15 protein-coding genes are annotated in these 15,397 nt (G+C 34.6%); 7 read left to right on the forward strand and 8 right to left on the reverse strand.

The annotated features are described in order from the left end of the window. Positions 1 to 37 precede the first annotated feature (37 nt). Both ACYQ73_RS09350 and ACYQ73_RS09355 read left to right on the forward strand, forming a co-directional pair. Entirely contained in the window at positions 38 to 1,063 is a 1,026-nt protein-coding gene (locus ACYQ73_RS09350; RefSeq protein WP_460012229.1) for an alpha/beta fold hydrolase, read from the forward strand. 160 nt (positions 1,064 to 1,223) lie between these two features. Further along, positions 1,224 to 1,436 carry a hypothetical protein gene (locus tag ACYQ73_RS09355; protein WP_460012230.1) on the forward strand — a complete coding sequence of 71 codons (213 nt, stop codon included), beginning with the start codon at positions 1,224 to 1,226 and terminating at the stop codon, positions 1,434 to 1,436. A gap of 704 nt (positions 1,437 to 2,140) precedes the next feature. On the opposite strand, the gene ACYQ73_RS09360 is transcribed toward ACYQ73_RS09355, so the two are convergent. Next, on the reverse strand, positions 2,141 to 3,016 hold the full coding sequence (locus ACYQ73_RS09360) for a helix-turn-helix transcriptional regulator (protein WP_460012231.1): 876 nt from the start codon (positions 3,014 to 3,016) through the stop codon (positions 2,141 to 2,143). A gap of 346 nt (positions 3,017 to 3,362) precedes the next feature. Between ACYQ73_RS09360 and ACYQ73_RS09365 the strand changes: the two genes are divergently transcribed. Then, on the forward strand, positions 3,363 to 4,565 hold the full coding sequence (locus ACYQ73_RS09365) for a macrolide family glycosyltransferase (protein ID WP_460012232.1): 1,203 nt from the start codon (positions 3,363 to 3,365) through the stop codon (positions 4,563 to 4,565). 69 nt (positions 4,566 to 4,634) lie between these two features. Here ACYQ73_RS09365 and ACYQ73_RS09370 read toward each other — a convergent pair whose 3' ends face one another. Further along, positions 4,635 to 6,293, reverse strand: a complete 1,659-nt coding sequence (locus tag ACYQ73_RS09370; RefSeq protein WP_460012233.1) for a M28 family peptidase — start codon at positions 6,291 to 6,293, stop codon at positions 4,635 to 4,637. 264 nt (positions 6,294 to 6,557) lie between these two features. On the opposite strand from ACYQ73_RS09370, the gene ACYQ73_RS09375 reads away from it, so the two are divergent. From ACYQ73_RS09375 to catA, 3 genes are all read left to right on the forward strand, one after another. Beyond that, positions 6,558 to 7,640, forward strand: a complete 1,083-nt coding sequence (locus ACYQ73_RS09375) for a helix-turn-helix transcriptional regulator (RefSeq protein WP_460012234.1) — start codon at positions 6,558 to 6,560, stop codon at positions 7,638 to 7,640. Between the two features lie 214 nt (positions 7,641 to 7,854). Beyond that, on the forward strand, positions 7,855 to 8,376 hold the full coding sequence (locus ACYQ73_RS09380) for a GrpB family protein (RefSeq protein ID WP_460012235.1): 522 nt from the start codon (positions 7,855 to 7,857) through the stop codon (positions 8,374 to 8,376). Between the two features lie 174 nt (positions 8,377 to 8,550). Further along, on the forward strand, positions 8,551 to 9,204 hold the full coding sequence (gene catA, locus ACYQ73_RS09385; RefSeq protein WP_460012236.1) for a type A chloramphenicol O-acetyltransferase: 654 nt from the start codon (positions 8,551 to 8,553) through the stop codon (positions 9,202 to 9,204). Positions 9,205 to 9,314: 110 nt separating this feature from the next. Here the strand turns inward: catA and ACYQ73_RS09390 are convergent, their stop codons facing one another. After that, positions 9,315 to 10,409, reverse strand: a complete 1,095-nt coding sequence (locus tag ACYQ73_RS09390) for a DUF418 domain-containing protein (RefSeq protein ID WP_460012237.1) — start codon at positions 10,407 to 10,409, stop codon at positions 9,315 to 9,317. 404 nt (positions 10,410 to 10,813) lie between these two features. Between ACYQ73_RS09390 and ACYQ73_RS09395 the strand changes: the two genes are divergently transcribed. Further along, a complete protein-coding gene (locus ACYQ73_RS09395) occupies positions 10,814 to 11,551 on the forward strand; it encodes a helix-turn-helix domain-containing protein (protein ID WP_460012238.1) in 738 nt (245 codons plus the stop codon). A gap of 78 nt (positions 11,552 to 11,629) precedes the next feature. On the opposite strand, the gene ACYQ73_RS09400 is transcribed toward ACYQ73_RS09395, so the two are convergent. From ACYQ73_RS09400 to ACYQ73_RS09420, 5 genes are all read right to left on the reverse strand, one after another. Then, positions 11,630 to 12,352 (reverse strand): SDR family NAD(P)-dependent oxidoreductase, encoded by a 723-nt coding sequence (locus ACYQ73_RS09400; protein WP_460012239.1) that lies wholly within the window; start codon positions 12,350 to 12,352, stop codon positions 11,630 to 11,632. Positions 12,353 to 12,463: 111 nt separating this feature from the next. Continuing rightward, a complete protein-coding gene (locus ACYQ73_RS09405; RefSeq protein WP_460012326.1) occupies positions 12,464 to 12,628 on the reverse strand; it encodes a DUF2087 domain-containing protein in 165 nt (54 codons plus the stop codon). A 212-nt stretch (positions 12,629 to 12,840) separates the two neighbouring features. Next, the gene (locus ACYQ73_RS09410) at positions 12,841 to 13,662 is read right to left on the reverse strand and encodes a MetQ/NlpA family ABC transporter substrate-binding protein (protein WP_460012240.1); all 822 of its coding nucleotides are present in this window, start codon (positions 13,660 to 13,662) and stop codon (positions 12,841 to 12,843) included. Positions 13,663 to 13,679: 17 nt separating this feature from the next. Next, on the reverse strand, positions 13,680 to 14,333 hold the full coding sequence (locus ACYQ73_RS09415) for a methionine ABC transporter permease (RefSeq protein ID WP_460012241.1): 654 nt from the start codon (positions 14,331 to 14,333) through the stop codon (positions 13,680 to 13,682). Then, the gene (locus tag ACYQ73_RS09420; protein WP_460012242.1) at positions 14,330 to 15,355 is read right to left on the reverse strand and encodes a methionine ABC transporter ATP-binding protein; all 1,026 of its coding nucleotides are present in this window, start codon (positions 15,353 to 15,355) and stop codon (positions 14,330 to 14,332) included. Before ACYQ73_RS09420 ends, ACYQ73_RS09415 begins: the two co-directional genes overlap by 4 nt. Positions 15,356 to 15,397 lie beyond the last annotated feature (42 nt).

Genomic DNA, 15,397 nt, shown 5'->3' on the forward strand with positions numbered 1-15,397 from the left:
TCAACACCAAATCTTGTAAAACGAAGGAGAATCACATATGAAAGATTACGAAATTTATTCACTGGGAGATGTCGTGCTACAATCGGGCCAAAAGTTGCCTCAAGCCTTTCTTGCCTATAAAACCTATGGAACTTTAAATTCCACCAAGTCAAATGTAATTGTCTACCCTACCTGGTTTGCTGGTCAGCACACTGATAATGAGTGGTTGATTGGACCTGGTAAAGCTCTCAATCCAGATAAATACTTTATTATTGTACCTAATATGTTGGGGAATGGTCTTTCGTCCTCCCCAAGCAACACACCAGCCCCTTTTGACAGAGCTAATTTCCCACTCATTACGATTTATGATAATGTTCAGCTACAACATCGGCTAATAACCGAGAAATTTGGTATTAAGAAAATTGCTCTAGTCGTTGGCTGGTCGCTCGGAGCGCTGCAAACCTTTCAATGGGGATCAAGTTATCCTGAGATGGTCGAGCGGATTGCACCGTTTGGTGGAACTGCAAAGACCAGACCACATGCTCAAGTTGTTTTTGAAGGACTTATCGCAGCATTGCAAGCGGACTCTAATTGGAAGGAAGGCTTCTATACCCATCAGCCTGTAGCAGGACTCGCCGCGATGGGACGAGCCTATGCTCCTTGGGGATTTTCCCAAGCTTATTATTTGGAGCAGCTCTATCAGATGGAGGGATACTCGACGTTAAAGGCATATCTGGAAGACTATTGGGATCAAGTGTTCCTTTCCTTTGACGCCAACGACTTAATTGCTATGCTCCGAACAGGGATCAACGGGGATATCAGTGCCAATCCTCAAGACAACAAAAATTTTGAACAGGCTTTAAACAAGATTACAGCTCATGCCCTTGTTATGCCAGGATCGACTGATTTGTTTTTTCCTCCTGAGGATAATGCATATGAGGTGAAATATATGTCTAATGCTGTTTTTCGATCAATCGAATCCAAGTGGGGACATTGCTTTGGAATTGGACAAAACGAACAGGATTCTCTAGTGATAGACAGCCATTTAAAACAATTTTTGAAGTCAGCTAGAGCGGAAAACTAGATAATGGCTCTTCTCCAAAGTAGCACGTTTTGATACTCTACGCTGTTTACTTACAGCGCTCCCTTCTTACAGGCGAGTGCCGAGCTGTCGGCTGTTACGCTTTCCGGTATTCTATTTACTTTTTGGTTTTTGCAGTTTTTTCGACTCCAAATTTGGAGGAGTGAGTGCTGATACAAAAGGGCAGAAGTTCATGATCTATACTGGTTTTTCCGTTCAAGCCGGAATACAACTGCTAGTGACTTGGGCAGGACGGATTGATTTTTGCTATCATCCCGTTAATCATGATATGGATGATGGCAACATGGGCGACCTCCCCAGCACAACAGTTGTATTTGGTTTCCTCGGTACCACACTCGCCAGATATTGCTCTTAGCGTCAATATTCGCTTAACCAGTTTGGTTTAGCACTCGGCTCAATAATCGGGGACTGGTAATCAGCAGTTCCTCCATAGGGAATCTCGGCTGGTCGGGACTCATATTGGTCTTGCAGCGCTCCTGCTATCAGTCCGGTTATTTACTTACCATAATAAAGTGAAATTTTAATCAGTGGGGGTTTTTTTCATCTCCTACTGATTATTGTCTTCATCAATAGAGCGGTAGTTAATCTCCCACCTAACTTCTTTGCTTTCACCGAATTTCAGGTGGGAGTCTTGTACCTTACGTTTCACTTTCGTTACAGATAAATTACTGCCAGTTAATGCGGGCTCAACGAAAAAATAAAGAGCGTGTTTTATAATGATAAAAAAACACGCTCCATTAATTCTATTTATTAGTTTTAATAATTGCTCATAATATTCAACCTATTGATCCATACCGACTTCAACAGTTATTGAATAGCTAGAGACTAAAGTGCACTGGCTATCCATTTTTACATCAATTTGTTTGTAAAGTAAATTCCGGACGATCACCAATGGTTTGGTCTATTAACTTAAATGGCTGATGTTTTAAGTTAGATCGATAATCTGAAGTTGTCTGTGGATTGTAACTATTATATTGAGTCTAAAATAAACTAATATTATCTTCAACGAGAACATTTAGAAGATATTTTAGATTTCAAAAAATAAATTCCAAAAATCCTTTATTCTTCAAATGATAGATTTGTTGGTTCCTCTAAAAGATGGTTTTCAAAACTAATGTGGGTGGTAGGGGTATCTTTATCAACTACCTCAAAACGAAGCCCATCTAGCCAAACTTCCCCTTTTCCTGTCAGTAAAATACCGAACGATATTATTGCACTACTTTCTGGAACATCCAGAACTATAGAATATCGATTCCAACTATTTGTACCAGTGATTGGTCTATCACTCATATTATCAAATTGCAGCATATCCTCCGATGCATTATCTACTCGCATCCAAAGTCCTGAGAATTGTTTAACATTTTCAGTTTTAATAAACCCTGAGAGTTTAACTCTTTTATTTCTATATTCATTCGCCTTAAATTGTTGCATCATTGTTGCAAATTCATCTGGATCCCGAACAGTTTTTGATTTTAAATATCCCGATGCCTTTCCTTGATGTACAGTTTCCTGATCTATACCAATTTCATAATTATAAGGATGACTCCCACTAATGAACCAACCTTTAATTTTCTCTTCCATTATTGATTCCTCCTTGTTTCTTCTCATAGCTCTCATTACTTTCCTGTATTGCCCTGGTGGCAAACCATATAGTTTTTTGAATGCTCGTGTAAAGGATTCTTGTGACTCAAATTGATAATAGAACGCGATATCAATAATTCTTTCATTCGTATGAAGAAGTATACTTGCAGCATTTGCAAGTCGCCTCATTCGAATATATTCCGTGACAGACATTCCAACAGAGGCTTGAAAAACCCTGTGAAAATGATATCTTGAAAATCCACTCACTGCATCAATATCATTGGCGGAAATTTGCTCATGTAAATGTGATTCAATCCAATTTATTGTTTTTTGAATTAGCCAGTCATTTTTCAACGGTATTTCACCTCCTCTTCACTATAATCATAACGAATAAAAATTAATAATTTTTGACTTTTTTTGCGATATTCTTCAAAACCAGAGATACTTTAACAAAACATCTTCAATTAAATTGATTTTTCTACACGCTAATCCAAGTGTAAAAGTCCAATACTGGTATATAAGTGGCTATTTTGCTCCTTTTACCATTTCGCCTTTCAATCTAAGCTGTCCACCTAAAAAAGATAAATGCTTAAACTTGCAAAAAGATCTTATACTGCTTTAACATAATTAAGCAATGATATGTGACGGTATCCATTCCTCTTACACAATCTTGAAAATCTTTACCGAAGGAGTGATAGAATTGGCACGTGTATTATTTATTAACGGTGGATCAGAAGGACATATCAATCCAACTATTGGCGTTGTGCAGGAGTTAATTTCGCGTGGCGAAGAGGTCGTGTTCTTTACGATAGAAGCTTTTCGAGAGCGTATTGAGAAGACGGGAGCGACTGTACGCACATTTGATGGTCAAAAATTTATCAAAGCCTTTATTTCAGGTGGAAGAAATCATTTACTTGAAAGGGTCAACGGACTTTTACTTACTGCAGATGTCGTCATACCTAGCGTCCTTGAACAAATTAAAGGAGAGCATTTTGATTACATCATCCACGATTCTATGTTTGGTTGTGGCCATTTACTGGCCAAAATCCTTAAGCTTCCGGCAATCAATTCATGTACATCTTTTGCTGAAACTAAACAATCATTTGATAGAACAATAGAACATCTTTCAAAAAATGTCCCAACTGAAGTTTTAAAAACTATCAATGACGATTTTCTAAATCTAACAACAAAAATTAAAGAAAAATATGATGTTGAAATCAATTCACCTTATGACGTTTTTTGTAATCCCGCACCGTTTACAATCGTTTATACAACGAGAGAATTTCAACCTTTTGGAGAAACATTTGACCAAACCTATAAATTTGTAGGTCCCTCCATCTCTTCACGATTAACACAAGAAGATTTCGATCTTACTGCCATCAAAGGAAAAAGCCTCATTTACATTTCACTCGGTACGGTCTTAAATCAAGCCATTGATTTCTATAAAATTTGTTTTAAAGCACTCGGAAATACTGAGCATACCGTTGTTATGTCTATCGGAGGACAAACTCAACTTGATGAATTGGGAGAGATTCCCGAAAACTTCATTGTGAAAAATTATGTTCCACAAACCGAATTGCTAAAATACACTAAATTATTTATCACACACGGCGGCATGAACAGTACGAATGAAGCTCTCTATAACGGGGTTCCGCTAATCGTTATCCCACTTAGTGCGGATCAGCCTTTAATCGCTCAGCAGGTAACCAATATCGGAGCAGGTATTCAATTACAAATGCAAACCTTGACGGCAAACCAATTAAAAGAAGCTGCCGATCAGGTGTTAAACAACCCTTCCATCCATAAAGCTGTTGCAAATAGTAAAGAATCCTTCCGTACATCAGGTGGATATCACAAAGCTGTTGATGAGATTTTCAAATTTAAAAGTCAATTCGATATTTAATTGATGGCTTAAAAGTTGAAGAGGAGAAAAACGAAGTCGCTTTTCTCCTCTTTTTATATAAAAACTCTACTATGCCTCTTCTCGCGCCACTATCCAATTCACAATTGCTATTATTTGGGATGCAATGATTGCTGTTAGTATGGCTAATATAGGTGCTATACTAATTGTTTGCGCTACATACATCAGATACATAACTGGTGCCAGTAATAAAATACTCGGGACTCCCCATCCGGCAACCGTTACATAATTATATACACCCTTCGCCCAATTTACTTTTAATAAGATTGGTATAATCAACAGCAAACTAATGATCACTGGAATCGTAAATGCATAACTTATACCTTTGAAAGTTAGACTAGTCATTACAGCCAATATAGCCCATATAACTTGCGTACTCATCGCGAAATTCGAAGGACCCCATTTTTTCGAAATCCACTTCGCAAAAAAGAAACAAAGAATTATAGCGAGTAAGACCAGCAACGTAAGTATTGTCGAATCATAAGTACCAAACATAACCATATTATATTCATTTATTCCACCGTAAAATACGATAGTTAAAAGACGTATTAGAAGGAAATAGAAGATGAAAATGGCAACGAAACTACCTATCATCGCAAAGAAACTTAAAGCAAGGCCCTTAATTTGTATCACTTGCTTTTTAAAACTGAAGAAGAATATTACTGCTGTTAAGACCAATAAAACAACCATCAATGGAATGACTACCTTTTCGGAATACACGACTAATGTTTTTTTCATTAATGGGAAGTAAATGGCATCGCTTTTACTTTCCTCTATGGCTTGAAACTCTTTTGCATCCATCATCATATACTTTTTCACTAAAGGAAAAACATAGCTCCCAAAGTGACGAATTGTTCCCTCATCACTATTTTCCACACGATCTAACTCCGTATGGTATGCCTCTAATCCATTCATATTTGCAAAGTTATAGCCTAATTTATTTGCCACTTTTAATTCTGTAAAATCTGTATCGTTCGGCATCCTTTTATACATTTCAGAAGCAAATGAGTAGGCTACGGGGTATGGAACGGTCTCTTTATACAATTGCACTAACTTTAAATCATTTGAACTCGTTTCAAACAAAATCGGTACCCCTGTATTTCCTCTTGCTTCAAAATTTAACATTACACTAACATTATTCAAAATATCTGTTCTATCTTTAAAAGCACTCGCTCCAAGTAACCCTAGCTCCTCACCGTCTGTTAGCACAAAATAGATTGTATTTTTAGGTGCCGGCATTTGTTTTAATGCTCTAGCTGTCTCCATAATTGTGACAACTCCGTAACCATCATCTGACGCTCCAGGAGCCTCTTTTACAGAATCATAATGGGCTGTTAATAAAATCGGATTGTCATCTCCTGATGTCCCCGGGATTTTCGCGATAATATTTTCAACAGTCTCTACACCTAATTCCGCAGCATACTTCTCATCTCTAATATCCTTAACCGGCTTCGATTGAATTTCAACAGGCACATCTATATCTTGAAAGTATTTGACAATATAATCTCTGACCTTTTTATTCGCAGGAGAGCCCATTGGATGCGGTACCTTTGTAACTTCTTTTAAATAATCAAGAGCTCGTTCTGATGAAAAATCCTTTTCAGTCCCCTCTATTTCTTCTTTAGAAGGACCTGAAAATTGACTAAAACTTATAAATAGCGTTAACAATCCTAGTAATATCGCAAAAATAAGCAATCTTCTTTTTTTCACCTAATACTCTCCTTATTCTTTTTTCTTAACACCGAATTTAATGGCTCCTAGATATACCATATGTTTTATATTTAGTTATTTTCCAATCAACCAATTTCACTCTATGAAATACCTTAAAGGCAAATTCGATTTTACATAAAAAATTCTTGATATTACATCATTTCCACTTTATCGTTGAATCCAGTTCGATTCATTCAAAAAACACAACGAATATCAAAACACCTTTTCATTCTTCACTATAATTAAAAACAGGAGTGATATATGATGAACACCATGATTCAAGATATGATTGATTGGATTGAAGAGCATCTGTTTGAAGGGTTTTCCCTGATGAAACTAAGTGAAGCAATGGGCTATTCTTCTTACTATTGTTCCTTTAAATTTCATCAAATAACGGGCATTAGTATCAAACGATATATGACCCTTAGAAAAACCTATCTTTCTTCCATCAGTCTTAGTGAAACAGATGAAAGGATCATTGAAATAGCGATCAAACATGGCTACTCGTCCCAAGAAGCATTTTCCCGAGCTTTCAAGGAGATATTTGGAGTTAGCCCTAATGTCTTTCGTTCTTGTCCTGAACCATTACAATCATATGTAAAACTCACTATGAATGAAGCGAGGGGTTATTATATGGACATTTCAAAAAAATTAAGAATTGAAGACTTACAAAAGCATGTGGATAAACATTTTGATCACGAAGTACTGAACATTTTAAATGGACAACATATGTACGAAGAATTCAGTTCTCAACAATTAATGGGAAAAAGCGATTACGCACCTTTTAATGAAGCAATGTGTGTACACGACACCGTTAAAACAATTTTTAGCGACTCATTCAAACAGGTTCGAGCGACAGGTCATGAAGTCTCATTTGCTGAATATGAAGCAATTACAGTTGCACCACTTGAAAAGACCTTATTTTCAAAAAAGTATCAATGTATCGTTCTTTGGTTTGGTGAAGATATGTTCTGTCAGATGAATGTAATAACGATCTTAGCTTATTTAGAACATATATCATTTAAAGGAACTATTTATTATCATGCGGTTAGAGAGCAAACATATGACGTGAAAGAAACTGAAATCACATTAGGCAGCTATTATCAAATATATGAATCAGTGTTAGTAGAACACCGTATGCCAGATGTAGAATTGATGCCGGTAATGTATCAAGGAATCAAATTGTATTTAGAATTGTTACAAAGCGATAACGAAATAACAAAATACATTCAAACACATCAAAACCTTCCTCACCGTGAAATTGTTCGAAACTTGCTGCATCTTTTCCCTCAATATGGTTTAGGGGATACTCAATATTTAGAATTAATTAAAGCAACACAAAAATAAAGTTTGAGCGTTACCTACCTCCCCTTTAGAGTGATGAAGAGTTGCTACTAAAACTCTTCATCGCCACAAAAAAACGAATCACCTCTTTGTAGATAAAATTAAAATATCCTTTATTTTCAAACAACATTATTGACAAGACATTAGATTTATCATATTTTGTAATAATGAATAAAATTTGTATAACAACATGCGAACAAAGAATAAGGTGTATTGAATGAGGTTTATAAAAGTTGTAGATTATAACCACAATTGGAGCAGCGACTTTCAGAAAGAGGAACGTTCTATTAGAAATATCCTTCAAGATGAATTGGTGAATAGTTTTCATATTGGAAGTACATCAGTTCCAGGTCTAAAAGCAAAACCCATTATTGATATTTTACTAGTAGTCAATGATATTCATAAATTAGATTCATTTTCTAAGCAATTTCAAGAGATTGGATACGAAGTTAAGGGGGAATTCGGGATAACTGGAAGAAGATATTTCCGTAAAGGTGGCGATCATCGCACACACCAAATTCACGCTTTTCAATATAACAACATGGAAGAAATAGAAAGACATTTAGCATTTAGAGATTACCTTCGAGAGCATCCCGAAGTTTGCAGGCAGTATGGGGAACTAAAGAGCCAGCTTGCCAAGCAGTATCCAAATGATATTGATGGCTATTGTAACGGGAAAGACGGTTTTGTCAAAAGTGTTGAAAAAGATGCTATTAAATGGCATTGGACTGTCCGGTAATATTTATGTTCATTTAGTGGCTGTCCTTGAAAGCCCTCTTTACTATATTATAAGGATATTAATCGTTGAGTAACAAAAAATTTTATCAGACAATATCATATACGAGGTGTAGTAAATGAAAAAAACAGTGAAAATAGCCTTCTAAATAAAATACTATTTAGGAGGCAAAAAATAATGATTTTTAATAAAATTGATCGAAAGAACTGGTATCGACACGAATATTTTGAGCATTATATTACCCAACAAACAACATTTAGTATGACGACAGAAATAGATATTAGTATTCTGTATAAAAACATAAAGGATACTAATCTTAAGTTTTATCCAACATTCATATATATAGTAACAAAAGCTATCAACACTAATATTGCATTTAGAACGTGTTTTAATAGCCAAGGAGAATTAGGTTATTGGGAAAAATTAAATCCAAGTTACACGATCTTTAATGAGGAATCAGAGACATTTTCGAGCATTTGGACAGAAATATCGGATAATTTTAAACAGTTCCATCAGAATTACGAAAGTGATTTAAAGAAATATAACGGGAAGATCAGTTTATTTCCGAAATCCCCTATCCCAGAAAATATTTTTCACATATCAATGATACCATGGAGTTCATTTACTGGTTTCAATCTCAACATCAATAATGGGGGTAATTATCTTTTACCGATTATAACTGCAGGTAAATTTTCGCAGAAGGAAAATGCTATTTATCTTCCTGTTTCTTTACAAATGCACCACGCTGTTTGTGATGGTTATCATGCAGGGTTATTCATGAATTACCTTCAGAGTTTTGCCGATGAATCCCACGATTGGTTATTAGATTGAATATTTTCCACTAAAACCTTCTTCTTTTGTATAAAAGCGTTCCTACTTGTTACAAGAACGCTTTTATATTATTCTCATATTTAATAAAAACTATTTCTTCTACCAAAATATTATTTTGTTATTTTTCTCATAACCCATTCAATGGGTCCCCTTTTAAATTTTCTGCTCCATAAAACAGAAAATAAAATACTCGCTACGAAAAACAATAGTGTAAATACTAATGAGAATGCTAACGTTTGGTTTTCTAATCTATTGAATAAAGTTAATATGCTAACACCGATAAATACATGACTTACATAGTGAGTTAATGTTAACTGTCCTGTTTGAATAAGTGATTTCGTCAACCAATGCCTAGGAAAGTTTTCTACAATATAAATAGAGGCAACGATGACAATGATCGCTGAGGCGGCATTTGATAACATATAAAATATGTTTGGTGGAATTGGCCCTGTTTGAAACAAGACTTCTGCACTGTTTACATCTAACACCGCCAAAGATAGTCGCATTAATATTTTTGAAAGTACCTCTATTGTTATGAGTAGAATTATAGAAATAAACAACATTTTGTTTCTTACAGCTTTCTTCGATAAATCAAATCTGCCAAGGATCATTCCGAGTAAAAAGAAACAAATCCAAGGAAATACTGGATGATACCCATTAAACAACAGATTTCTAATAAAACCTTCAATCGTCCAAAAATCAAGATATTCCATAAATGGCTGTTTGGGATGCCAACCTTTCAAATAATTCAGTGTCACTTGTAAGACCTGCGTGGTGATTAAAAAAAGACTAGATATGATGATCATGAGCTTTGTAGATGCTACGATAAGAAAGGATGCAATCAGCATATAAACGCCATAATAATGAAGGATATCTCCAGTCCAATCTGCAACATATAAAAGTAAACCTAGAATAAAAAGAAAAGCGGAACGTTTCCATAATTTCACCTTATTTTCTTTAATAGTAGAAAGGTCACCGCCATTTCTAGCTTTTCTTGTCATCAAAGCAACACCGATACCTGCCAGCGCAACAAAAGCAGCGGACGCTCTTCCTTCGAAAAGTCCAGTAAACCATATAAGCCAATCCGGCCCTCTCCCTGCCGCTCCCATAATAATTTTAAAGTTAACTATCAGCATTCCAAACATAGCCAAGGCTCTAGCGAAATCTAACCCTTCCATACGTTTAGATTGTAACTGTTTGATCATAAATGTTCCTCCTTAAGTACACGATTGGGACATCTTTTTATAGATATTGCAGTCTTTTTATATCTACTAAAATATTGATGAAACCATTATTTATCAGAAACCTATGCATTTTTTGGGCGCCCTACTTAATACATCATCACTATAAACTATAGGGTTGACCTAATGTCAAACCAACTTTTTTTGTGTCCACCTCTCCATTCATTTGCCCAATTATTCATTGGTAGAATGATGCTAAAATCCAACGGAGCAAATCCTTTAGCTTTATCACATGGGATTTATACTTACATATTCTTATACCCCATCCATTTCTTTCATGATCAGGGATAACTGTTCAGGATCTTAGGTTTATCGTTTGACATTAGGCTAGCCCTAAAGTTTATATTTATCTAGAGAAGAGGGATATTATGGATGAAACAATTACAATAAATCAGTTAGCTAAAATATTTGATATTAGTCATCATCAAATACGATATTACGAAGAAAAAGGACTCTTATTTCCATCCTACACAGATAATAATAGATATCGAAAATATTCTCTTAAGGAAATTTATCAACTTGCTCAAATTTTAATGTTGAGAGACTTAAATCTTTCAATCGCACAAATTAAAGATGTTGTAACGACATATAAAAAAAATGATTATTTGAGTTTATTAAGCGAAAAATCAAAAGAACTTTCAGACGAAATAAACAAACTACAAAAAATTAAAAAGGCAATTGATCACCATTATGTAAATATTACAAATAAAAAAGTAAGTTCTACAAAATACTTAAAAACAAATCATTTAGAAAAAATAATCACTTTAAAACCAAATGAAACTTTATCAGCCAAAAATATTTTTAATTTACAATTATCCACGCAATTTTTTTATAATGACATTATTTATGTTTTTGAAGAAGATGAATATCATATATGTATAAAATCAGACCATAAAGCTGATTTCATCATGAATGAAGGTAAATATAGTTCTATACTTATTATTGGTGAAAATGATGATGAATTTGAGGAACAAGTATTATCCATTATCGACAAGAAAAATGCCCCTATCTATGTAATGGAGCTCTCAAGCGGCATCTTTACTAATAGTCATATTCTTGAGTTAGAAATTCTAATTCCCGAAAAACGTGATTACCAATCAGAATAATTATGAAATAAGCACCATTTTAAACGGCCCACATATTGAACAGAATCGTTCAACATGTGGGCCGTTTTTTATACTGAATTATACATTCATATCTGTAATAGCAGGAATATTTATTTCCTTCACACATGAAACTGGTGATAAATTAATAACACATTGGACAATGGCTACAATATCTTGTACCGGAATACGTGTACCTTCATACAACTTAATTGCTTTTTCAGCCCCTTCTTCAAAAGGTACTTCAGCAGCCAGTTCCCCTGGATTAATACACGTTACAGTGATCTTATCTTTTCTCACATGCTCGCGTAAAGCATTTGTAATGCCTCGTAAGCCGAATTTAGATGTAACAAACGAAACTTGTGCATTATTCGTATGATCTAAACCTGCTGTCGATCCTATTAAAATTATTTTTCCATTTCTCGCCTGTCTTAAATTAGGTAATAGCGCTTGGATATATGTAATTGTGGAAGTTAAATTAATATTAATTATATTTGCAATATCCCCAACTTCATCGTGATCAAACGTATAGTCATCTTCAAAACCACGCTTTTCCCATACACCTACATTGTAAATTAATACATCAATAGCAACGCCTTGTAAAGCTTCTTTTAAAACAGGAATATGTTGTTGACTAGATAAATCAATAGTCAGCCACTTACGATTTACGCCATCATTTATATCTAAGCTACTTGGTCGTGTTCGTGACACCACCCATACTGTATCCCCTTTTGTTGGTAACCCCTTTACAAATGCATCACCTAATCCTTGGCTTGCTCCAAATATAATAAAGTTCTTACTCATCCAATCACCCTTTCTATATGACTACAACGTAAGTATAGTTAAAATAAAAATAAGTAACAACTAATGTGATTTATAGAAATATTTAGGTAACTGAATTTACCTATGTTCATTTTAAACCTCTTTCACCCAATACGTCGTACAATCGTCACTTCGATCTAGGAAGCCATATTCAATTAAATATCTTCTAATTGATACATAATCGCTATAAATCGGCTTCAAAATCTCATTTACTTCTTTTTCATTATATTTATGCCCTACCTCAAACTTCGTTGTAATGTGTTACAGTAAAATTATTTTTCGTTTTTCCTTACTTGGAAAACTTTCAATACAATAAATTCATTTATTTGTAAACAAACATTAATTTTGTTTATCTGAAAACATAAAAGAGGAATCCATTTTGACAATAATCAATCAAAATAGATTCCTCTCAGTAGATAAATCATCTGTAGCATAAAAGAAACAATTTTTTTACCCCTAGAACACTAGGTTTAATCATTTTTAGGAATAAACCAATAGTTATCTTTGTTATTTTCATCCATGTATTTTTTAAACTCAGGAGAGTTATACGCGTCTTTTACTGCTTTTGCCCATTCGCTATCTTTATTTTTTTCATTTACTACGGCTACTAATTCGTATTTTTTCACAACATCTTCTTGCAGTATGGCATTTTTCGCATCAATTCCTGAAGAATATACGATACTTCCTGGAATTACCCCATAGTCCAAGTCTTCTAAAGTACGTGGGATTTGAGCCGATTCCATTTCTTTTATTTCTAACTCATATTTATTTTCCACAATATCTTGTGCTGTTGCTTGAATTGGATCGATACCCTCTTTAATTTTTATCCAGCCCGCTTTTTGTAAAATAGCATAGGCACGAGCTGCATTGGATGGATCTTGTGGAATACCAATTACGTCGCCTTTTTTCACGTCATCTAATGATTTCTTTTTACCAGGGAATAAAGCTGCTGGCACTGTTGGGACAGCTGTTAACGAAACAAGAGATGAGCCACTTTCCTTATTAAAGTTGTTCATATATGCTGTATGTTGGTCCACATTTAAATCTATGCCACCATCTTCTAATGCAACATCTGCTTGTCGTAAATCTGTAAATTCTGTGTCTTCTACTTTAAATCCTTTATCTTCAAGAATTGGCTTTACGGCCTTTAAAAATAATTCACTATAAGGTCCAGGTGACGTGCCGACTTTAATTGTTTTCTTGTCATCTGATGAGCTCGAGTCAGAATTACCACAAGCTACTAAAAAAATGGCAAGCGATACTAATAGGAATGCTGAAATATACTTTTTCATAAATGAAGACCCCTTTTTTATTGATGTCTAATTTTTTTAGCTAAATAACTGCCAAGTGATTGGATAAGTTGTACAATAATAATTAAAATAACGACAGTTAAAATTATGACAAATGTATTAAAACGTTGATAACCATATGATATGGCTAAATTCCCTATACCACCGCCCCCAACTGTGCCAGCCATTGCCGTTGCGCCAATCAATCCAATGGTTGCAGTTGTTAGCGTCAATATAATAGAAGCAAGTGCTTCAGGAATTAAAAAATGTCGTACAATTTGTAAAGGCTTTGCGCCTAATGATTTTGCTAATTCGATAATTCCAGGATTCACTTCTAATAGAGATGTTTCCACTAATCGTGCAATAAATGGCGCAATGTAAATAATGAGCGGAACAATCGCCGCCTCCGTACCATATGTTTTCCCAACAATTAAGCGTGTGAACGGTACAATCGCTACGAGCAAAATAATAAACGGTAATGAACGAATAATATTAATCATTGAATTTAAGATGAAATATATAATTTTATTTTCTTTTATGCCATTTGGCCTTGTAAGTACTAGAAATAGTGCAAGTGGTAACCCTAATAACGTTCCAATTAATAGCGATACAGAAACCATATAAACGGTTTCGGTCATGGCCTGCCAAATAATATCCGGGGAAATCCGATTCATATTTTCACATCCTCTACGATGACATTAAACTCTTTAATAAATGCTTTAATTTCTTGGATGATTGGCTCATTTGCAGAAAAAGCAATCGTAAAGATGCCTAAAGTAGTTCCCTCTAGTTCTGTAACATTGGCAAAGACAATATTGCTTTCTACATGATGGAAACGTTTATTTAGTTGATATAATAACGAGCTAGCCGTATTTTCTCCTAAAAACTTTAGTCGTAATAACGTATACGTTTGTTGATTTTTTTGATAAAAATCCAATAGGTCTTGTGGAATTTTATTTGGGATAACCGTTTCTACAAAATCTTTAGTAGTCGGTTGGCTCGGCTGACCGAACACTTGAATAACATTTCCCGTCTCAACTAATTGACCATTTTCCATCACAGCTACTTTATTACATAGGTCACGAATAACTTCCATCTCATGTGTAATTAATAGAATAGTAATATTAAACTGTTCATTGACTCGTTTTAACAATGCTAAAATTGATTTTGTCGTTTTAGGATCGAGTGCAGAGGTTGCCTCATCGCATAATAAAATTTCAGGATTTGTAACCAGTGCACGCGCAATTCCAACGCGTTGTTTCTGACCTCCAGAAAGTTGGTTCGGATAATTTTTATCTTTATCTTCTAACCCTACAAATGAAAGCATTTCCCTCACTTTTCGATCGATGTCTTCTTTACTTTCATTCCGTAGCTTTAATGGCAAAGCGACATTGTCAAAAACATTTTTTGACTCAAGTAAATTGAAATGCTGAAAAATCATACTAATCTTTTTCTTATTTAAAATTTTCTCATTCGGACTTAATGTTTGAATATCCTTGCCGTCTACGATGATTTGTCCAGAAGTCGGATCTTCTAAGCCATTTACCATCCGAATTAATGTACTTTTTCCCGCTCCACTATAGCCAATGATCCCGAATATATCGCCTTTCTGAACTTCAAGAGAAACATCATTTAAAGCGACTATTTTCTTTTTCTTTTGATAAAATTCTTTTACGATATGTTTAAAGACAATCAATGTATTATTCCTCCGGATAAATTTGCACTAAAGTTAATCACA

Source organism: Lysinibacillus sp. CTST325 (genome assembly GCF_054665055.1).

Coding starts and splice junctions, on each gene's coding strand:
- ACYQ73_RS09350 (WP_460012229.1), top strand. CDS start 38: ATGAAAGATTACGAAATTTATTCACTGGGAGATGTCGTGCTACAATCG.
- ACYQ73_RS09375 (WP_460012234.1), top strand. CDS start 6,558: ATGAACACCATGATTCAAGATATGATTGATTGGATTGAAGAGCATCTG.
- ACYQ73_RS09380 (WP_460012235.1), top strand. CDS start 7,855: ATGAGGTTTATAAAAGTTGTAGATTATAACCACAATTGGAGCAGCGAC.
- catA (WP_460012236.1), top strand. CDS start 8,551: ATGATTTTTAATAAAATTGATCGAAAGAACTGGTATCGACACGAATAT.
- ACYQ73_RS09390 (WP_460012237.1), bottom strand. CDS start 10,409: ATGATCAAACAGTTACAATCTAAACGTATGGAAGGGTTAGATTTCGCT.
- ACYQ73_RS09395 (WP_460012238.1), top strand. CDS start 10,814: ATGGATGAAACAATTACAATAAATCAGTTAGCTAAAATATTTGATATT.
- ACYQ73_RS09400 (WP_460012239.1), bottom strand. CDS start 12,352: ATGAGTAAGAACTTTATTATATTTGGAGCAAGCCAAGGATTAGGTGAT.
- ACYQ73_RS09410 (WP_460012240.1), bottom strand. CDS start 13,662: ATGAAAAAGTATATTTCAGCATTCCTATTAGTATCGCTTGCCATTTTT.
- ACYQ73_RS09415 (WP_460012241.1), bottom strand. CDS start 14,333: ATGAATCGGATTTCCCCGGATATTATTTGGCAGGCCATGACCGAAACC.